16 protein-coding genes and 1 tRNA gene are annotated in these 17,435 nt (G+C 71.3%); 5 read left to right on the forward strand and 12 right to left on the reverse strand.

The window, feature by feature from the left end:
- Positions 1-7: 7 nt before the first annotated feature.
- On the forward strand, positions 8-598 hold the full coding sequence (gene mglA, locus FGE12_RS10755) for a gliding-motility regulator Ras-like GTPase MglA (protein WP_153866273.1): 591 nt from the start codon (positions 8-10) through the stop codon (positions 596-598).
- Positions 599-625: 27 nt separating this feature from the next.
- Positions 626-1,069 carry a cyclic nucleotide-binding domain-containing protein gene (locus tag FGE12_RS10760; RefSeq protein ID WP_194797776.1) on the forward strand — a complete coding sequence of 148 codons (444 nt, stop codon included), beginning with the start codon at positions 626-628 and terminating at the stop codon, positions 1,067-1,069.
- An 18-nt stretch (positions 1,070-1,087) separates the two neighbouring features.
- Here the strand turns inward: FGE12_RS10760 and FGE12_RS10765 are convergent, their stop codons facing one another.
- The 6 genes from FGE12_RS10765 to FGE12_RS10790 all read right to left on the reverse strand — a co-directional run bounded on the left by FGE12_RS10765 (position 1,088) and on the right by FGE12_RS10790 (position 7,380).
- Entirely contained in the window at positions 1,088-1,915 is an 828-nt protein-coding gene (locus FGE12_RS10765; RefSeq protein WP_153866274.1) for an inositol monophosphatase family protein, read from the reverse strand.
- A 127-nt stretch (positions 1,916-2,042) separates the two neighbouring features.
- Positions 2,043-2,594: a TlpA disulfide reductase family protein gene (locus FGE12_RS10770; RefSeq protein ID WP_194797777.1), complete on the reverse strand. Its 552-nt coding sequence runs from the start codon at positions 2,592-2,594 to the stop codon at positions 2,043-2,045.
- Positions 2,591-4,084, reverse strand: coding sequence for a UDP-N-acetylmuramate:L-alanyl-gamma-D-glutamyl-meso-diaminopimelate ligase (gene mpl, locus FGE12_RS10775; RefSeq protein ID WP_153866275.1), 1,494 nt, complete (start codon positions 4,082-4,084; stop codon positions 2,591-2,593). Before mpl ends, FGE12_RS10770 begins: the two co-directional genes overlap by 4 nt.
- Positions 4,077-5,246 carry a serine hydrolase gene (locus FGE12_RS10780; RefSeq protein WP_153866276.1) on the reverse strand — a complete coding sequence of 390 codons (1,170 nt, stop codon included), beginning with the start codon at positions 5,244-5,246 and terminating at the stop codon, positions 4,077-4,079. The genes mpl and FGE12_RS10780 overlap by 8 nt, the downstream gene beginning before the upstream one ends.
- Positions 5,243-6,157, reverse strand: coding sequence for an LD-carboxypeptidase (locus FGE12_RS10785; RefSeq protein ID WP_153866277.1), 915 nt, complete (start codon positions 6,155-6,157; stop codon positions 5,243-5,245). The genes FGE12_RS10780 and FGE12_RS10785 overlap by 4 nt, the downstream gene beginning before the upstream one ends.
- Before the next feature lie 53 nt (positions 6,158-6,210).
- The gene (locus tag FGE12_RS10790) at positions 6,211-7,380 is read right to left on the reverse strand and encodes an RsmB/NOP family class I SAM-dependent RNA methyltransferase (protein WP_228530736.1); all 1,170 of its coding nucleotides are present in this window, start codon (positions 7,378-7,380) and stop codon (positions 6,211-6,213) included.
- A 185-nt stretch (positions 7,381-7,565) separates the two neighbouring features.
- Between FGE12_RS10790 and FGE12_RS10795 the strand changes: the two genes are divergently transcribed.
- Positions 7,566-7,638, forward strand: a tRNA-Asn gene (locus FGE12_RS10795).
- A gap of 130 nt (positions 7,639-7,768) precedes the next feature.
- Here the strand turns inward: FGE12_RS10795 and FGE12_RS10800 are convergent.
- From FGE12_RS10800 to FGE12_RS10825, 6 genes are all read right to left on the reverse strand, one after another.
- A complete protein-coding gene (locus FGE12_RS10800; RefSeq protein WP_153866278.1) occupies positions 7,769-8,812 on the reverse strand; it encodes an alpha/beta fold hydrolase in 1,044 nt (347 codons plus the stop codon).
- Between the two features lie 159 nt (positions 8,813-8,971).
- Positions 8,972-10,159, reverse strand: a complete 1,188-nt coding sequence (locus FGE12_RS10805; RefSeq protein WP_228530697.1) for a potassium channel family protein — start codon at positions 10,157-10,159, stop codon at positions 8,972-8,974.
- Positions 10,160-10,171: 12 nt separating this feature from the next.
- Complete coding sequence (locus tag FGE12_RS10810; RefSeq protein ID WP_228530698.1) at positions 10,172-11,320, reverse strand: aspartate aminotransferase family protein; 1,149 nt, start codon at positions 11,318-11,320, stop codon at positions 10,172-10,174.
- Positions 11,321-11,406: 86 nt separating this feature from the next.
- Entirely contained in the window at positions 11,407-12,549 is a 1,143-nt protein-coding gene (locus FGE12_RS10815) for a glutathione-independent formaldehyde dehydrogenase (RefSeq protein ID WP_153866280.1), read from the reverse strand.
- Between the two features lie 330 nt (positions 12,550-12,879).
- The gene (locus FGE12_RS10820; protein WP_153866281.1) at positions 12,880-13,455 is read right to left on the reverse strand and encodes a hypothetical protein; all 576 of its coding nucleotides are present in this window, start codon (positions 13,453-13,455) and stop codon (positions 12,880-12,882) included.
- A gap of 15 nt (positions 13,456-13,470) precedes the next feature.
- On the reverse strand, positions 13,471-14,625 hold the full coding sequence (locus FGE12_RS10825; protein ID WP_153866282.1) for a zinc-dependent alcohol dehydrogenase: 1,155 nt from the start codon (positions 14,623-14,625) through the stop codon (positions 13,471-13,473).
- 620 nt (positions 14,626-15,245) lie between these two features.
- Here FGE12_RS10825 and FGE12_RS10830 point away from each other — a divergent pair.
- Positions 15,246-16,376 carry a hypothetical protein gene (locus FGE12_RS10830; RefSeq protein ID WP_153866283.1) on the forward strand — a complete coding sequence of 377 codons (1,131 nt, stop codon included), beginning with the start codon at positions 15,246-15,248 and terminating at the stop codon, positions 16,374-16,376.
- 106 nt (positions 16,377-16,482) lie between these two features.
- On the forward strand, positions 16,483-17,391 hold the full coding sequence (locus FGE12_RS10835; protein WP_153866284.1) for a bile acid:sodium symporter: 909 nt from the start codon (positions 16,483-16,485) through the stop codon (positions 17,389-17,391).
- The last annotated feature ends 44 nt before the right edge of the window (positions 17,392-17,435 follow it).

Below are 17,435 nucleotides of genomic sequence, written 5' to 3' on the forward strand. Positions count from 1 at the left end.
GGAAGCCATGTCCTTCATCAACTACTCGTCCCGCGAGATCAACTGCAAGATCGTCTATTACGGGCCCGGTCTGTGCGGGAAGACGACGAACCTGCAGTACATCTACAACAAGACCAACCCCGAGACGAAGGGCAAGCTCATCTCGCTCTCCACGGAGACGGATCGCACGCTGTTCTTCGACTTCCTCCCGCTCTCGCTCGGTGAGATCCGCGGCTTCAAGACGCGCTTCCACCTGTACACGGTGCCCGGGCAGGTGTTCTACGACGCCAGCCGCAAGCTCATTCTCAAGGGAGTGGACGGGGTCGTCTTCGTCGCCGACAGCCAGGTCGAGCGCATGGAGGCGAACATGGAGAGCATCGAGAACCTGCGCATCAACCTGGCGGAGCAGGGCTACGACCTGAACAAGGTCCCCTACGTGCTGCAGTACAACAAGCGCGACCTGCCCAACGCGGTGACGATGGACGAGATGCGCAAGGTGCTCAACCCGAAGAACATCCCGGAGTACCAGGCGGTGGCGCCCACGGGCGTGGGCGTGTTCGACACGCTCAAGGCGGTGGCGAAGCTGGTGCTGACGGAGCTCAAGAAGGGCGGCGGGTAGCTTCCCGCCCGCCCGCGCGAGGACGCCGTGGAGAAGCTCTCGGTCATCTCCGCTTCGCCGCTGTTCGAGATGCTCAGCAACCAGGAGCTCTCGGCGGTGGCGGACCTCTCGGTGCCGCGGCACTACGCGGCGGGCGAGGCGGTGTTCGAGGAGGGGGAGCTGGGCGACAGCCTCTTCGTGATCGTCTCCGGTGAGCTGGAGGTGTTCCGGCGCGAGCCCTCGGGCCGCGCGCGGGTGCTCGCCACGCTGCAGGCGCCCGAGTTCTTCGGGGAGATGAGCCTCATCGACAAGGAGTACCGCTCGGCGAGCGTGCGCGCGCACACGGATGCGCAGCTGCTGCAGCTGTCCGCCGAGCAGCTCACCCAGTTCCGGCAGACGTACCGGGACGGCTTCACCTTCATCGTGATCAACATCGCGCGCGTGCTCAGTGCCCGCCTGCGCGATGCGAACACCCGGCTGCAGCGGCCCTGAGGGCGCGTGGGACGGCGCCTAGCGGTGCTGCCAGCGCATCTGCGCGAGGTAGCCCGCGGCGAGCTGCTGGCACTCGGCGGCGATGCCCGGCGCACACGCGAGCACGTCTCCGCGCGCGAGCGTGAAGGGCGCCCCGTCCACGTGGGTCAACACGCCGCCCGCCTCCTGCATCAGCAGCGCGCCGGCCGCGATGTCCCAGGGCTTGAGCCCCAGCTCGAAGAAGGCGTCGTAACGGCCCCCCGCCACGTACGCGAGATCCAGCGCCGCGCTGCCCATCCGCCGGATGCCCCGTGCGCGCGGGATGAACTGGTTCAAGAGCCCCATCGGCACCTCGGGGCGCTCGTGCACGTCGTAGGGGAAGCCCGTGCCCACCAGTGCCTGGGAGAGCTTCGCCGTGCTGCTTGCGCGCAGGGGCGCGCCGTTGAGCGTGGCGCCCTGCCCTCGCGCCGCGGAGTAGAGCTCGCCGCGCAGGGGCTCGTAGATGGCGCCGGCCAGCAGCCCTTCGGGTGAGTCCACCGCGACGCTCACGCAGAAGTGCGGCACCCGGTGCGCGTAGTTCGTGGTGCCATCCAGCGGGTCCACGATCCACCGCAGCCCCGTGCCGCCCGAGGCAGATGCGGCGCTGAAGCCGCTCTCCTCCGCGAGCACTGCGTGCTCCGGATGGCGCGCGCGCAGGAAGGAGAGCAGCTCGGCCTCCGACGCCTTGTCCGCGTCCGTCACCAGGTCGATGCCGCCCTTGAACTCGATGGTGCGCGCCCCGGAGAAGCGCTCGGCGAGGACGCGGCCTGCGCGCTGCGCAGCCTCCTCGGCGCTGCGGCGCAACGTGTTCAGCATCGAGGGGTCCATGGTCCGTACTCCTTCTCGCGCGTCACACGGGTGAGGAGCCTCTTCCCTCACCCCGACCCTCTCCCAGAGGGAGAGGGGACGGCTTCGCTCACCTGCTTCAGCGTCTGCCGGTTTCAGCGTTTGCCTTCTACCCCTCCGGCTGCGGCTCGGCGAGCAGCGCTTCGATCTCGGTGCGGTACTGGCGCAAGAGCGAGCCCGTGTCCCCCACCGCGCTCTCGTGCTTCTTGCGCACCACGCCGCTGCGGTCGATGAGGTAGGCGGTCGGCAGGACGCCCAGCCCGAGCACCTGCTCGGCCACGCCCGCGTCCTTGCCCACCAGCACCGGCACGTTCACGTGGAACTCGTCGAGGAAGGGCTGGATGGCGCGTGGATCCTCGTCCACGTTGAACGCGTACACCTTGAGCCCGCGCTCGCCGTAGAGGCGCTGCAGCTCCGTGTACACGGGCAGCGTGTCGCGGCAGGGCATGCACCAGGTGGCCCACACGTCGAGCAGCACCACGCTGCCGCGCTCGCCCTCGAGCGACCACGGCTCCCCGCCCGGGAAGCGCTGCAAGTGGAGCTCGAGCGGGGTCCCCTTGCCCTTCTCCGCGGCTTCCACCGGCACAGGCTTCTTCTGCTCCGGCGAGTGGGCGCAGCTCGCCAGGGCGAGCAGCGCCGCCGCGGCGAGCGCCGCCCTCACTTCGCGCTCCCCGCGAAGCGTGCGCGCAGCGCCGGCAGCAGCTTGTCGATGAAGCCGCCGAAGCTGCCGTTGCTCATCACCAGCAGCACGTCGCCGGGCTTGGCCTCGCTCGCCGCGCGCTCCACCAACACGGGGACCTCGGTGGCGCCGTCCGCCGCGATGCCCTGGTCGCCGAGCGCCTGCACCAGCTTCGGCACGTTCAGCTCCTGGTCCAGGGGCACCTTGTCGTGGTGCTCGGGCACCTTGAGGCTCGCGCGCGCGGCGCCCGTGAAGGCGTGGGCGTAGTCCTCCTGGTGGATGTTGCGGCGGCTGGTGTTCGAGCGCGGCTCGAAGATGGCCCAGAGCCGGCGCTCGGGGTAGCGGTGGCGGATGGCCTGGATGGTCTCCCGCACGGCCGTGGGGTGGTGCGCGAAGTCGTCCACCACGAGCACGCCGCCCACCTCGCCGCGCACCTCCTGGCGCCGCTTCACGCCCTGGAAGCTCGCGAGCCCCTTGGCGATCTCCTCGAAGGAGAGGCCGAGGCCGCGCGCCGCCGCGATGACGCCCAGCGCGTTCTCCACGTTGTGCGCGCCGCTCATGGGCAGCTTCACCGTGCCCAGGGCCTTGCCCTTCTCCAGCACCTCGAAGCGCGCGCCCTCGGGGCCGAAGGAGACGCCGCGCGGCGTGTAGTCCGCCTGCGCGCCCTCCTTCGCCACGTAGGTGACCACCTCACTCTTCGCGGCCTTCGCGAGCGCCACCGCGTTCGGGTACGCGGCGCACACCGCGAGCCGGCCGCCCTGCGGCATCAGGCGCACGAACTTGTCGAAGGTGGCCTCGTAGTGCGGCAGGTCGCGGAAGATGTCCGCGTGGTCGTACTCCACGCTGGTGAGGATGGCGGTGCGCGGCCGGTAGTGCAGGAACTTGCTGCCCTTGTCCCAGTACGCGGTGTCGTACTCGTCGCCCTCGACGACGAAGTGCGCGCCCTTGCCCACGCGGTAGTTGCCCGCGTAGTTCTGGGTCACGCCGCCCACGAGGAAGGAGGGGTCCCTCCCCGCCTCCACCAGCACGTGCGCCATGAGGCTGCTCGTCGTGGTCTTGCCGTGCGTGCCGGCTACCACCACCGAGTGCGCGTGCTCGAGGAAGAGCGAGCCCAGGGCGGCCGGGAAGCTCATCTGCTTCAGCCCCCGCTCGCGCACCGCCGTGGCCTCCGGGTTCACCCGGCGGATGACGTTGCCGATGATGACCAGGTCCGGCTTCGCGCGGTCGAGGTTCTGCGGGCTGTAGGGCGTCATCACCGGGATGCCCCAGGTCTCCAGCATGGTGCTCATGGGCGGGTAGACGTTCTCGTCCGAGCCCGTCACCTCGTAGCCCGCCGCCTTGAGCATGCCGGCGAAGGAGCCCATGCCGGTGCCGCCCACGCCCACCAGGTGGATGCGGCGCACGCTCTTGGGGTCCAGGGTGTCCAGCACGTTGCCGTTGTCCTGCTGCTGCTGCGCTTGCTGCTCAGCCATGGTGTCCTTCGCTCTCCTGGATGAGGCCCAGTGCCTCCACGACGGCGTCGTGGAAGAGGGGGCGGAACTCGCGGATGCGGTTGTCCGTGCGGCCCTGCGCCACGCGGTTGGTGACCAGCGCCACCACGAGCGCGCGGCGCAGGTCCACCCAGAGACTGGTGCCGGTGAAGCCGAGGTGCCCCACCGCGCCGGGCGGCAGGTTGCCCAGGTGCTGGCCCGCGCTCGAGCCCTCCTTCGAGGGCGAGTCGAAGCCCATGCTGCGCGTGCTGCCGGGCACCTTCGTGTCCGTGGCGAGCGCGCGGTGCCACAGCGGGCCCGGCGCGAGGTGCCCAGCATTGGTGCAGTCCGCGAGCACCGCCTGGCCGAGCCGCGCCACGTCCACCGCCGTGCCGAAGAGGCCCGCGTGTCCCGCCACCCCGTCCATCACCCAGGCGTTGTCGTCGTCCACCTCGCCCGGGTGCGAGGCGGTGCTGGGGAGCGCCGGCCACAGGCCCTCCTGCCCGGGCGCGGGCTCGCGCGGGCGCGTGGCGCCAGTGGGCGCCGCGGCGCCGTCCGCCGGGAAGTCGCTCAGGCGCTGGAAGCGCGCAGAGAGGCCCAGGGGCTCGGCCACCTCGCGGCCGTAGAGGACGTCCAGGGGGGCGCCGCCCGCGCGCGCGAGGATCTCCCCCAGCAGGATGAAGCCCACGTCGCTGTACACCGCGCGGGTGCCGGGCGCTTGCGCGAGCGGAGTCGCGGCAGCGGCCTGGACCACGGACTCGCGGACCTCGGCGCGCAGGGTGCTCTTGCAATCCGGTTGCAGGAGCTCGGGGTGCTTCTGCAGGGCCTCCGCGAAGAAGGGCACGAAGGCGGGCAGCCCCGAGCGGTGGTAGAGCAGGTCCGCCACGGTGGCGCCTGCGTCGGCGACGGGGCTGCCGGGGAAGAAGCGCGAGAGCGGCGTCTCGGGGCCGAGCTTTCCCTGCGTCCACAGGCGCAGGAACAGCGGCGTGGTGCTCATCACCTTGGTGAGCGAGGCGAGGTCGAAGCGCGTCTCGCCCGTGGCCGCGCCCGCGACGCCGCCGTACACCTGCACGCCCGCGTGCAGCACCACCGCCTGGGCCGCGGGGAAGAGCCCCAGCTCCACGCCCTGGTCGAGCAGCTCCTGCAGCACCGAGAGCCGGCTCATCCCTGCACCGCCCCTTCGAGGAAGGTGAGGCGGCAGTCGCCCGCGTCCAGGCGCACGCGCGTGCCGAGGGCCACGGGCTGGTTGATCTCGGCGTGGCCGATGCGGAAGCCCGCCGCGCACGGCAGGCCCGTCTCTTCGGCCAGGGCGCGCAGCACGTCCTGGCTGTCGTAGCCCGCGTCCTTCTCCTCGCAGCCGTTGAAGTCGCCGAGCACGATGCCGGCCACCTGCGTGAAGACGCCCGCAAGCCGCAGGTGCGTCCACATCCGGTCGAGGCGGTAGGGGCGCTCGCCCACGTCCTCGAGCAGGAGCACGGTGCCCGCGAAGGACGGCAGGTAGGGGGTGCCCAGCAGGCGCGTGAGGACGGAGAGGTTTCCGCCCACGAGCGTTCCTTCCGCGCGGCCCGGGACGAGGGGGCGGGTGCCCTCGAGGGGGGGCGCAGGCTCGGGGGACTCGAGGAGCCGGAAGAGGCGCTCCACCACGTCCGCGGGCTGCTTGCCCAGCTGCGTGAGGACGGGGGCGTGGAGGCTCACGCGGCCGAGCGCCTGCTGCGCGAGGTGCAGCGCCGTGATGTCCGAGAAGCCCACCAGCGACGAGGGCGCCGCGTCCGCGAGCGGCAGTCCGGGCAGGAGGCGCATCGCACCGTAGCCCCCGCGCGCGCAGAAGATCGCGCGCGCCTCGCGGTCCAGGAGCGCCGCGCGCAGCTCCTCGCCGCGGCGCGCGTCATCGCCTGCGAGGTAGCGGTGGGCGGAGAAGAGATCCTCCCGGTGCCGCACCCGGAAGCGCGCGGAGAGCAGCGCGAGCCCCGCGTCGAAGCTCGGGCGGTCGAAGGGCCCCGCCGGAGCCACGACGTGCACGGCATCCTGTGGGCGCAGCGGGAGGGGTTTCTGCCAGGCGGACACGCCCTGCCTCATAGCACCTGGGGTGCGGGGCACCTCAGGCTTCGCGCACCGGGCCCGGGCTTTGGTCAGCGGGTGGGCAGGTCGTGGAGCGGACGGGCATCCGCCCTCTCGAGGACGGCGGCGAAGAAGCCGTCCGTGCCGTGGCGGTGCGGGAAGGTGGCGAGGAAGTCGCCCTGCAGGAGCGAGGAGTCGACTCCCGTGGGGCGGACGAGGTGGAAGTCTGGGTGCTCGGTGAGGAAGGAAGCGACCTGCGCCGCGTTCTCTGCCCCGTTCAGCGTGCAGGTCGCGTAGACGAGGCGGCCCCCGGGGCGCACGTGGCGGGCGGCGTCCCGCAGCAGCCCGGCCTGCACGGGCAGCCAGCGCGTGAGGGCGTCCTCGCCGAGGCGAAAGCGCAGGTCGGGCCCGCGCCGCAGCGTGCCCAGCTCCGAGCAGGGGGCATCCACCAGGACCCGGTCCACCTGGAGCTCGGGGCCGGGAGGGGCGCGGAGCAGCTCGAGCCGGCGCAGGCCTGCGCGGGCGGCGCGCTGCAGGAGCCGGTCGAGGCGGCCTGCGTCCGGGTCGTACGCGAGCAGGCGCCCCGTGTCCCCCATCGCCGCGCCCAGCTGCAGCGTCTTGCCGCCCGCGCCGGCGCACAGGTCCAGCACGCTATCTCCGGGCCGTGCCTCCATGAGGAGCCCGAGCAGCTGGCTGCCCTCGTCCTGGACCTCGAAAAGCCCCTCCTGCCCGGCTGCGATTCCGTAGAGGTTTGGGCGCGCGCCGCCCGGCCCCTGCACGTGCAGCGCGAGCGGGCTGTAGCGGCCCGGCGTCACCGTGAGTCCCTCCGCCTCGAGCCGGGCGGCGAGCGCGTCGCGCGTGGTGCGCAGGGTGTTCGTGCGCAGGGTGATGGGCGCCGGAACGTTGAGGTGGGCGCAGAGCGCGTCGGCCTCCTCGCCCAGCTCGCGCACGAGGTGCTCCGCGAGCCAGTCCGGCAGCGAGTGGCGCAGGGCGAGCGCCTCGGGCTCTTCGAGGCGGAGGGGCAAGGGCTCGGGGAGACCCGCGAGCCGGGCCGCCTCGGGCGCCGATACCCCGGCGAGGGCGTGGAGGAGGGCGAAGAGGTGCGCTGCCGCCGAGGGCTCCCCTCCCCTGAGGTGGAAGACGAGCCGGCGCCGCCACAGGCCCACGTTGAACACGGCCTCGACCAGGGCGCGGCGCTGCTCGGAGCCGAGGGCGCGGTGATCACGCAGAGTGCGATCCAGCACGCGCTCGGCGGCTGTCCCCCCCAGGACCCGGGCGATGGCCGCCCCGGCGACTTCTGCGAGTCCCGAGAGCGCCTCCCATGGCTGTGCACGCAATCGTGCGAGTGAATCGAACGGCGGAGTTGACAGGGCAGGCACGGTTCCCTAAATAGCGCGTCGCCGCAGCGCACCGCGGAGAGTCACATTCCCCGATAGCTCAGCTGGTAGAGCGGGTGACTGTTAATCACCATGTCCGTGGTTCGAGTCCACGTCGGGGAGCACGAATAGCTTCGGAATGACGGGCGGTCGGGAGCAATCCCGACCGCCCGTTGCCGTTGCGGGCCTCTGCCGGTCCCGGCCCAGCGCCGTGCATGCTCACGCGGGTGAGCGCGAGGCTGCGGCGGGTTCGTCAGAATCGGTCCACGTCCTGGATGGCCTGCACGAAGGCGCCCGGCGCCTCCTGCGGCAGGTTGTGGCCCACGCCGCCCTTGATCACCCGGTGCGCGTACTTGCCGACGAACTTCGCCGCGTAGGCGCTCGCGGGCGGATGCGGCGCTCCGTTGGCGTCCCCCTCGAGCGTGATGGTCGGGACCGTGATGGCCGGCTGGAGCGCCAGCTTCTGCTCCAGGGCGTCGTACTGCGGCTCTCCCTTTGCGAGGCCGAGCCGCCAGCGATAGTTGTGGATGACGATGTCGACGTGGTCGGGGTTGTCGAGCGCGCGGGCGCTCGCATCGAAGGTCGCGTCACTGAAGCGCCACTGCGGGGAGGCCGTGCTCCAGATGAGGCGCGCGAACTCGCGGCGGTACTTCTCGTACCCCGCGCGGCCCCGCTCCGTGGCGAAGTAGTACTGGTACCACCACTGGTGCTCGGCCTCGGGGAGGAGCGGGACGCCGGCCTGGGCCGGGTTCCCGATGAGATAGCCGCTCACCGACACCATGGCCTTGCACCGCTCCGGCCACAGCGCGGCCACGATGTTGGCCGTGCGCGCGCCCCAGTCGACGCCGCCGACGACAGCCCGCTCGATCCCGAGTGCATCCAGCAGAGCGATGGCGTCGCGCCCGAGCGCCGACTGCTGACCGTTGCGCAGGGCATCGCTCGCGCGGAACCGGGTCGAGCCATAGCCGCGAAGATACGGGACGAGCACGCGAAACCCCGCCGCTGCGAGCCTCGGTGCGACCTCCGCGTAGGTGTGCACGTCGTACGGCCACCCGTGGAGCAGCAGGACCGCCGGCCCCCTGGCGGGCCCGGCCTCGACGTAGCCGATGTCGAGGGCGCCGGCCTCGACCTGCTTCAGCGTGCCGAAAGCCGGGCGCGTGCCTTCCGCCCCCTTCGGGTCGAGGGCTTTGGTCGCGGCTTCGGCCGCGGTGCTGAGCCACGGGACGGCCAGCACCGTGGCGGCGGTGCCGAGGAGCCGGCGGCGGTCCGGATCGATGTCGTCTGGAGAGCGGCGCATGACGGGTCGCTAGCGCCCGAGCGCCCCGGGCAACATCGGACCCGAGGGCGGGGCCCAGCTCGCCCCGCCTTCGGCACACCCAGGGCTGCGCAGCGCGCCAACGGTGGCGGCAGACCATGTTCCGGGGGAACGCTCACTCCCCCGCTCGCCGCCTGCGCACTAGTGCAGCGGACGGGGCCCCTCCCGCGGGCCCTGCGGGAAGGGCTCGCGCGCGAGCTCCCGCATCGGCGAGGGTCCCTTCAGCATCCGCTCCGGGTGCGTACCCGCCGGGTCGATCTCCTCCCGCGGGTAGGCCAGGGCCGTCGCGAGCTGGCCCACCACGCCGTCCCACTCCGAGCGCAGCGCGACGTAGTGGCGGGCCCCCGCCTCCTCGTCCTCGGCGGTCCGGATGCCGGCCTGCTGCAGCCGCTGGAGCGCGGCGCTGTAGCGCCGGCGCCAGCGCTCCTTCACCTCCGCGCTCGGCGGCTCCGGGTGGGCCGCGCCCCTCGACATGAAGGTCTCGGCCAGGGAGCCGCTCGCGAGCCTCGACGCCTCCCACAGCTCCGCCACCGCGCCCGACTCCTGCAGCCAGCCATACTCCTGCTCGTCCAGCGCACTGCGGATGAGCGACACGGCATCCAGGCTCACCGTGCAGATGGAGGACACCGCGTAGTACGGCACGGTGAAGCGGAAGTAGAAGAGCACCGGGTAGAAGTGGTGGATCTCCTTCATCGCGGCGACCGAAGCCGCCAGCTCCGACAGGTTGGAGTAGCCGCCCTGGAACTGCCCCTTCGGACCGAGCCGGGCCACGAGCTCCGCGGCGTCCTCGCGCTGCGCGGAGAAGAGGTAGAGGCGCAGCCCGAGCGCATTGCGTTCCTTGAGCGCGGAGTAGACCTGCATCAGGTACGTGAGGGTGAGCGAGACCACCGACAGGCCCGCCAGCGAGTTGAACAGGAAGAAGAGCTTGAAGGCCCCCGTCTGCGGGGAGAAGTTGCTGCCCCCCACGATGGAGACGCTGTTGCCGCCCACGTACATGGCGGTGATGAAGTCGGTCGGGGTCGGTCCGCTGCTGGCGCGCACCGCCGTGCCGAGCACCGGGTGGATGACCAGCGCCGTTGCGAGCGTCAGTCCCAGGGCCCACGTCGCCACCAGCACCCCAAGGACGGCCGGCCCGCAGAAGGACATGGCGACGCGGCGGTGCCTGCCCAGCGGCCGCGACGCCGCGCGGAAGAGCCGCCAGACCCCGTGTGAGATCCGCGGCGCCAGGATGCCCGTGCCCAGCCGCGCGTAGAGCACGGTGAGGAACACGTCCAGCAGCACGACCGCGAGAAGGAGGAAGCCACTTGTCTGTTCCAGCCAGCGGGGCATGTGCGTTCTCCTTCAGAGGCAGCGCTCGAGGATGTCCAGGCCCTCGTGCACGGTCTGCCTGGAGATGGTGAGCGCGGGGAAGAGAGTGAGGGTGTCGTCGTCGATGCTCAGGAGGAGCCCCGCCTTGCGGCAGCGCTCGGCGAGCGCACCGGCGGAGGCCCCATTCTCGAACTGCAGGCCGATGGCGAGGCCGGTGACGCGGATGTCCACGGGGGAGCCGAAGTCCATCGGGTGGAGCCGGGAGCGGAAGTCCTCGCTGCGCTCCGCCACGTTCTTCAGCAACTGCGTCTGGTGCTCGCGCAGGTACGCGAGGGTGGCGAGCGCTGCCTCCACGCTGAGCGGGTGCCAGCCGTACGTGGAATAGACGTTGACCTTTCCCTCGGCCGCCCGGGCCACCCGCTCGGTGGCGACGGTGGCGCCGATGCCCGCGTGCCCGCCCGTGAGGGCCTTGCCCAGCGTGAGGATGTCCGGCGCGAGGCCGAAGAGCTCGGAGGCAAAGAGGCGGCCCGTGCGTCCGAAGCCCGTGGCCACCTCATCGAGGATGAGCAGCGTCCCGTAGCGGCGGCACAGGCGCTGGACGCCGCGCATGAACTGCGCGTCGGGGACGAGCGCCCCCAGGTTGCAGATGATGGGCTCCATGATGAAGGCGGCCACGTCCCGCTTGCGCAGCAGCCGCTCCACCCGGTCCACCGCGTTGGCGTCCAGGGGGGGCTTCAGCTTCAGGCAGCCGCGCAGGAGGTTGGGCAGGTGCTCCCGGTACTCGGAGGCGCCCACGCTCATCGTGCCCAGCGAGTTGCCGTGGTAGCTGTCCTCGATGGACACGAACTTCGAGCGGCCGGTGGAGGCCATGGCCAGCTGGAGGGCAATCTCCACCGCCTCGGTTCCACCGGTGGCCCGATAGCTGCGCTGCAGGCGGCCCGGGGTGAGGTCCGCCAGCTGTTTCGCGAGCTCCGTCCACGGCCCATACAGGTACGAGGGGTGGACGTAGTCGGGGCCGTCGAAGCGGCGCAGGCGTGCGCGGATTTCCCGCACGTCCCAGCCGAGGTTGCCCACGCACCACCCCGCGGTGAAGTCCACGTAGCGGCGCCCGTCCGCCCCCTCCACGTAGCTGCCCCGGGCGCCGACGAGCTGCACGTCGCGCGGTGGGGAGTCGCGGCCCATGTACCGCCCGTCCGCGCGCTTCACGCTCGTGCTTGCCCTCGAGGACCCTCGCCGCGGTGCCGTCATGGGACTCCCGTGCGCTTCGGTCAGGCGGCCGGCTGCAGGACGACCTTGGTCCAGCCGTTGTCGCGCTTGTCGAAGTGCTGGTAGCCGTCCGCTGCCTTGTCGAGCGGGAGCGTGTGCGAGACGATCCACGAGGGCTTCGCCTTGCCCACGTGGATGAGCTCGCGCAGCTGGCGGTTGTAGGCCTTCACGTTGCACTGGCCGGTCGCCACGCGCTGCCCCTTGAACCAGAGCATGCCCCAGTCGAAGGCGATCTCACCATTCTTGGCCAGGGGGTTCGGGCCGCCGGGGTCCTGGGGGACGTAGACGCCCACCACGCCGATGCCGCCGGTGAACTTCACCGACTTCACCAGGTTGTTCATCGTCATGTTGGGGTGCTCCTTGCCCTGCGGGTCGTGCGCCTGGTAGCCCACGCACTCGCAGCCGCGGTCGGCGCCCTTGCCGTTGGTGAGCTCCATCACCCGCTCGACGGGGTCCACCTTCGAGTCGTCGATGGGGATGGCGCCGATCTTCTTGGCGAGTGCGAGCCGGTCCGGATGGCGGTCGACGACCATCACCTTGCTCGCGCTCTTGAGGGTGGCCGAGAGCGCGGCCATCAGTCCCACGGGCCCTGCACCGTAGATGACGACGGACTCGCCCGGCATGAGCCCGGCGAGCTCGGTGACGTGGTAGCCGGTGGGAAAGATGTCGGCGAGCATCACGTAGTCGAGCTGCTTTTCCTCGGCGTCCTCGGGCAGCCGCAGGCAGTTGAAGTCCGCCCAGGGCACGCGCAGGTACTCGGCCTGCCCGCCGTTGTAGGGCCCCATGTCGGCGAAGCCGTAGGCGGCACCGGCCGTGCCCGACGGATTCGCGGTGAGGCAGAAGGCGGTCAGGCCGTGCTCGCAGTTCGCGCAGTGGCCGCAGCTGATGTTGAAGGGAACGGCGACCCAGTCGCCCTTCTTCAGCTTGTCCACCGCCGGGCCGACCTCGACCACCTCTCCGAGGTTCTCGTGCCCGAGCACCCGGCCCGACTCCATGTCGGTGCGGCCTTCGTACATGTGCAGGTCGGAGCCGCAGATGTTGGTGCTGCGGATGCGCACCACCGCATCGGTGGGCCGCTCGATCTTCGCGTCCGGCACCTCTTTCACCCTGACCTTGCGCGGTCCCTCGTAGACGAGTGCTTTCATGGCGTCTCCCTGGGCAGGCTGTGCATGGAGTTGCAGCAGCTCAAGACGAGCTTTCGCAGGAGGTCACATCAGGACAACCCCCTAGTACCGAGCGGGCGTGCCGCGCGGCAGCGGGGTGAGTGCAGCGCTGCAGGGCCCGCCCTGACGTTTGCTGCCCGTGGGCCGAAGGAGCGCGTGCTCGGTCTTGCAACTCAGCTGCGGGTGCAGCGCACAGGGAACGCGCCGCGCGGGCGGCGTGGTGCACTTGCTGTCGCCCACAGCGGAGCTCGGGCGCGGCACGCCACCCGGCGCAGGATGCTGCCGGCGGGAGGCGAACCGGGCCCTCGGAAGTCAGTGCGCGTAGCGTGCTCGCGGCGAGAGAGCCGGCGCGCGGCGCAGGTCACCACGCACCGCGCTGAAGTTGACGCGCCGAGTGCCTCCCCCGCTTTCCGCGAAGTACCGGCGGCCGAGGAGCCCTGCCACCGCGAGCGGCACTGCCACGGGCGCGAGCTTGGCGAGCCGGTGCTCGAACGAGTCCACGCGGTCTCCCAGCAGCTTGAGCAGCCAGTGCTGGGGCTTGTGGTCCGGGTAGCTGTTGGCCCACTTGCGCACCAGGCCGGAGAGGCCCTTGGGCTGGCAGACGGTGCCGAACACCGGGGGCCACTCCCGGTTGCTGCGCCCGTGCTTGAAGGGCGCGGAGCGGGCCGGGTCCATCCGCACGATGTCCACCTGCGCGTTGGACATGAGCTGTGGCGTGCGGTGGCTCGGCACGCCGGGGCGGCGCGCGTAGTCGCGATCCACGCCCCAGTGCGAGGGCCGGCGCGGCGGCTCCAGGGCCTTGTAGCCGGAGCGTTGGTAGATGTCGCCGAGCCCGGTCACCTTCGGCTCGCGGAGCTTCTCCTGCGTCACTTCGGTCAGTGTCTGCATGGTGTGTCTCCGGAGTCAGTGGATGGTGGTGCCGTTGGGGAACAGGGCGACCTTGATGCAGCCGTCGTGCTTGCGCGCCATGGTCCGGTAGAGCTCGGGGGCCGCCTCGAGCGGACCGCGGTGCGTGAGCACCTCCGAGGGGCGGATGCGTCCGGCGCGGATGTGCTCGAAGAGGTGGGGCATGTAGCGCTTCACGCTCGCCTGGCCCGTGCGCATGGTCTGCGCCTTGTTCATGTACGTGCCGATGTCCACGCTGGTGAAGGGCGGGCCGTACGCGCCGATGACGGAGATGACGCCGCCCTTGCGCGTGGCGTGGATGGCGGTGTTCAGCGCCTGCGGGCTGCCCGCCTCCAGCTTCGCGTAGATGCCGAGCGCGCGGTGCGTGGCCGAGCCTGCCGCCTCGGCGCCCACCGCATCGATGGTGGCGTCCGCACCGAGGTCCTCGGTCATCCCCTTCACCGCCGTCACCACGTCCACGTCGCGGAAGTTGAGCGTCTCCACGCCGAGCCAGCGCCTCGCGAACTCGAGCCGGTACTCCTCCTGGTCCACGGCGATGACGCGCCCGGCCCCCATGGCCCACAGCGACCACATGGCGAAGAGGCCCACCGGGCCGCAGCCGAGCACCAGCACGGTCTCCCCGCCCTTGATGTCGCACATCTCCGCGGCCTGGTAGCCGGTGGGGAAGGCATCGGTGATGGGCAGTGCGTCCAGGCTCGACACGTCGTCGGGGACCTTCTCCGCGTCCACGCCGATGAAGGGCACGCGCACGTACTGGGCCTGGCCACCGTCGTAGCCGCCCATGGTGTGCGAGTAGCCGTACATGCCGGCCGCCGCGTCCGTGCTCGGGCTGGTGTTCATGCAGCAGGAGCTGAGGCCGCGCTGGCAGAAGTAGCAGGCGCCGCAGAAGATCTGGAACGGCAGCGCCACGCGGTCGCCCTTGCGCACGCCCTTCACCTGCCTGCCCACCTCCTCGACGATCCCGACGAACTCGTGGCCGAAGGTGGAGCCCACGCGGGTGTCGGGGATCAACCCGTGCAGGATGTGGAGGTCCGAGCCGCAGATGGCCGCGGTCTCCACGCGCACGATGCCGTCCTGGGGATGCTCGATTCGCGGGTCCGCCTTCTCCTTGACGGTGACCCGCCAGGGTCCTTCGTACGACAGCGCTTGCATGGGTTCCTCGCTCGAGGCGCGCGCCGTGACGCCGGGATGACGCCGGCGGTGCCGTGCGAAGGCTGGACATCCGCATCGCCGCGCGACACCTCGGAGGGCGGGGGGAAGGCCACCCTTCATGCAGGTTCACGGCGCGGTCGGATGGTCTCTACCCCATGAAGGGCGGGCTCTCCCGCGCAGCGCTCGTGCGACGAACCCTGCGCATCTCCGAGACGAACCCTGCGCATCGCTTCCTATTCGTCACCGAGGCGAGCCCCCACGGCGCCCGCGCCCTGTCCTGCGCAGACGGCCGCCTTCTGGCTCGGCGCCCAGGGCGCCGGTGCAGGCCCTCGCAGCGTACCCGGGAGGGTTCCCGAAACTGAGTTGCGTTGCGTCGCGCTCGCGCTGCCCCAGAGTCGTGAGCCCGACCGGACGCAGGACCCATCGTTCCCGCTGGGCTCCTTGCGTTCGGTCGCTCCCCCTGTGAGCAGCAGACACTGCCCCTGAAGGAAGTGGTCGCGGCTGCGGGCCGTCCACAGCGTGTCGTCGTCCACAGGGAGGGGAGGAGGAAGGTGATGGGCTCTCTTCAGCTCCCGCGGCGAGGGTTCCGCCATCAGAGCGGGGCGTCGGCCGTGGCCTGCGTGACGCTCCTCATCTGCGCGGGCCAGGCGTTCGGAGCGGATGCGAAGATGCGCGCCAAGGGCACCTTCGTCGTGACGAATACCGCGACGGGCGAGAAGCGCGGCCTCGCGAACGCGAGCATCGAGCTCTGCGACGAGGATGGAGGCGGCATGTGCTCGGTGTTCGCCAGGGGCACCACCGGCCCTTCGGGCGAGTTCGACGTGAGCGGCACCTCGGGCGACTGGGCCGGAGACCTCCCCGAGCTCGAGGTGCGCATTCGCGCCGAGAACCCCGGCGTGCGGGTCAAGAACCGCGACGGCCACATCTACTGCTTCAAGACCCGCACGGTCGAGAACGTGCACCACGGACAGGTCGTCGACTTCGGAGAGGTCTCCCCCCTCATCGGCCGCAACTGCACGTACGGCGGCAGCGCCGCGGTCGAGCAAGGGGCCTGGATGATCTACCGGTATGCGACGGAGGCCTTCGATTTCCTGCGCGGCGCCTCGACGCCCGACGTCTTCCATGGCGTCAACCCCAAGGCCCCCGGCACTGGAGTCGGCCTGCAGGAGATCACCTGGCCGCACGACGACGCCGCGTCGAGTGGCGGCGTGCTCGTCTTCGACCGTGGTGGCTTCCTGGCCTGCTGCGGCAGCGAGTGGAGCTACCGCAACATCACCCAGGCGTACACCGTGGGGGTGATGGCCCAGCAGCTGGGTCCCACCTCGGCTTCCCCCCTGGATTGGATGGGCAGCTTCCCCGCCTTCCTGCTCGAGGTGATGAGCCAGGCGAGCGGCCGCGGTACCGGGCCTCTCTGCACCTCCACGGGGCTGTGCGGAACCATCGAGCTGCCGCCGCACACCTCCCACGCAGTGGGAGGGCTCGAGCCCGTCGTCGCTGACCTCGCCATCCTCTGGGACCTGCTGGACGCCGCCAACGGCGAGGACCATGACCGCAATGGTTCCGTGGACCAGACCACCCTCAGTCTGGACCAGCTGTGGGAGGCGATGCGCAACGACCCAGTCCCATCCGACGACCAGCACAACCATCCGCGGAACATCGTCGAGCTCGGCCACAACCTCACGGCGCTCAGGCCCGACCTGGCGACCCCCATCCGCCTGACCTTCCACGAGAACCACGTGGTGCTGCCCTGAGCCGGACGCCACGCGCGCCGCCGCGACGAGCCGCACCTGCGTGCGCAGCCTCCGCTCGGTGGCCTGGCTCCTGCGCGTAGCCAGGTGCGTCGCAAGCCTCCGTGGCATGAGCGCGTTCCTGCAGTCCCTGCTGGGCATCGTCATCCCCCTCTTCGCCGTCTCGAGCATGGCCTCCGTGGGGCTGGCGCACCCGCTGCGAGAGGTGACCCGGCCGCTGCGCCGCCCGGTCAAGGTGGCGATGGCGCTGCTCGCGAACTTCGTCGTCGTTCCGCTGCTGGGCCTGCTGCTGCTGCGGGTGTTCGACCTGGCCCTCCCGCAGAAGGTCGGCCTGTTCCTCGTCGCCAGCGCCGCGGGCGCACCCTTCCTGCTCGCACTCGTGCGGACCGCGAGGGCGGACGGTGCGCTGGCCGGAGGCCTGCTCATGCTGCTGCTGCCCAGCACCCTCGTCTTCCTGCCACTCGTGCTCCCGCTCGCGCTCCCGGAGGCCCACGAGCACGTCGGCGCCGTGGCGAGGAGCCTCGCGCTCACGCTCCTGCTGCCGCTCGCGCTCGGCATCGTCGCCCGGTGGAGGTTCGGGCAGCGCGTGGAGCGCCTGCTCCCGGTGCTCCAGAAGGTCTCCACCCTCTCGCTGCTGCTCCTGCTGCCCGCCTCGCTACTCGCGAACCTGCGCGCCATCGCGTCACTGCGGGGCACCGGGGCCATTCCCGCGGCCGCGCTGCTCGTCGCCGGCGCGCTGCTTACCGGCTACCTCGCGGGCGTCCCGACGCGGGAGTGGCGCGTCGTGCTCGGGCTGGGCACGGGCCAGCGCAACGTGGCCGCGGCGATGACCGTCGCCACGAGCGGCTTCGACACGGAGGAGCCGCTGGTGATGGTGGTCGTCACCTCGCTGGTGGGCTTCGCCCTGCTCTTTCCCGCGGCCTGGGCGCTGCGGCGCCTGCTCGAGCGGCACCGTGCACCGAGGCGCCCGCGCTTCAGTGAACCGGAGACGGAGCAGCTCGGCCGGAGGCGGGCGTGACGGGGCTGCGTTCCGGCGCTCTGCCAGGAGTACGGCGAGGTGCC

Source organism: Aggregicoccus sp. 17bor-14 (assembly GCF_009659535.1).
Classification (GTDB): Bacteria; Myxococcota; Myxococcia; order Myxococcales; family Myxococcaceae; genus Aggregicoccus.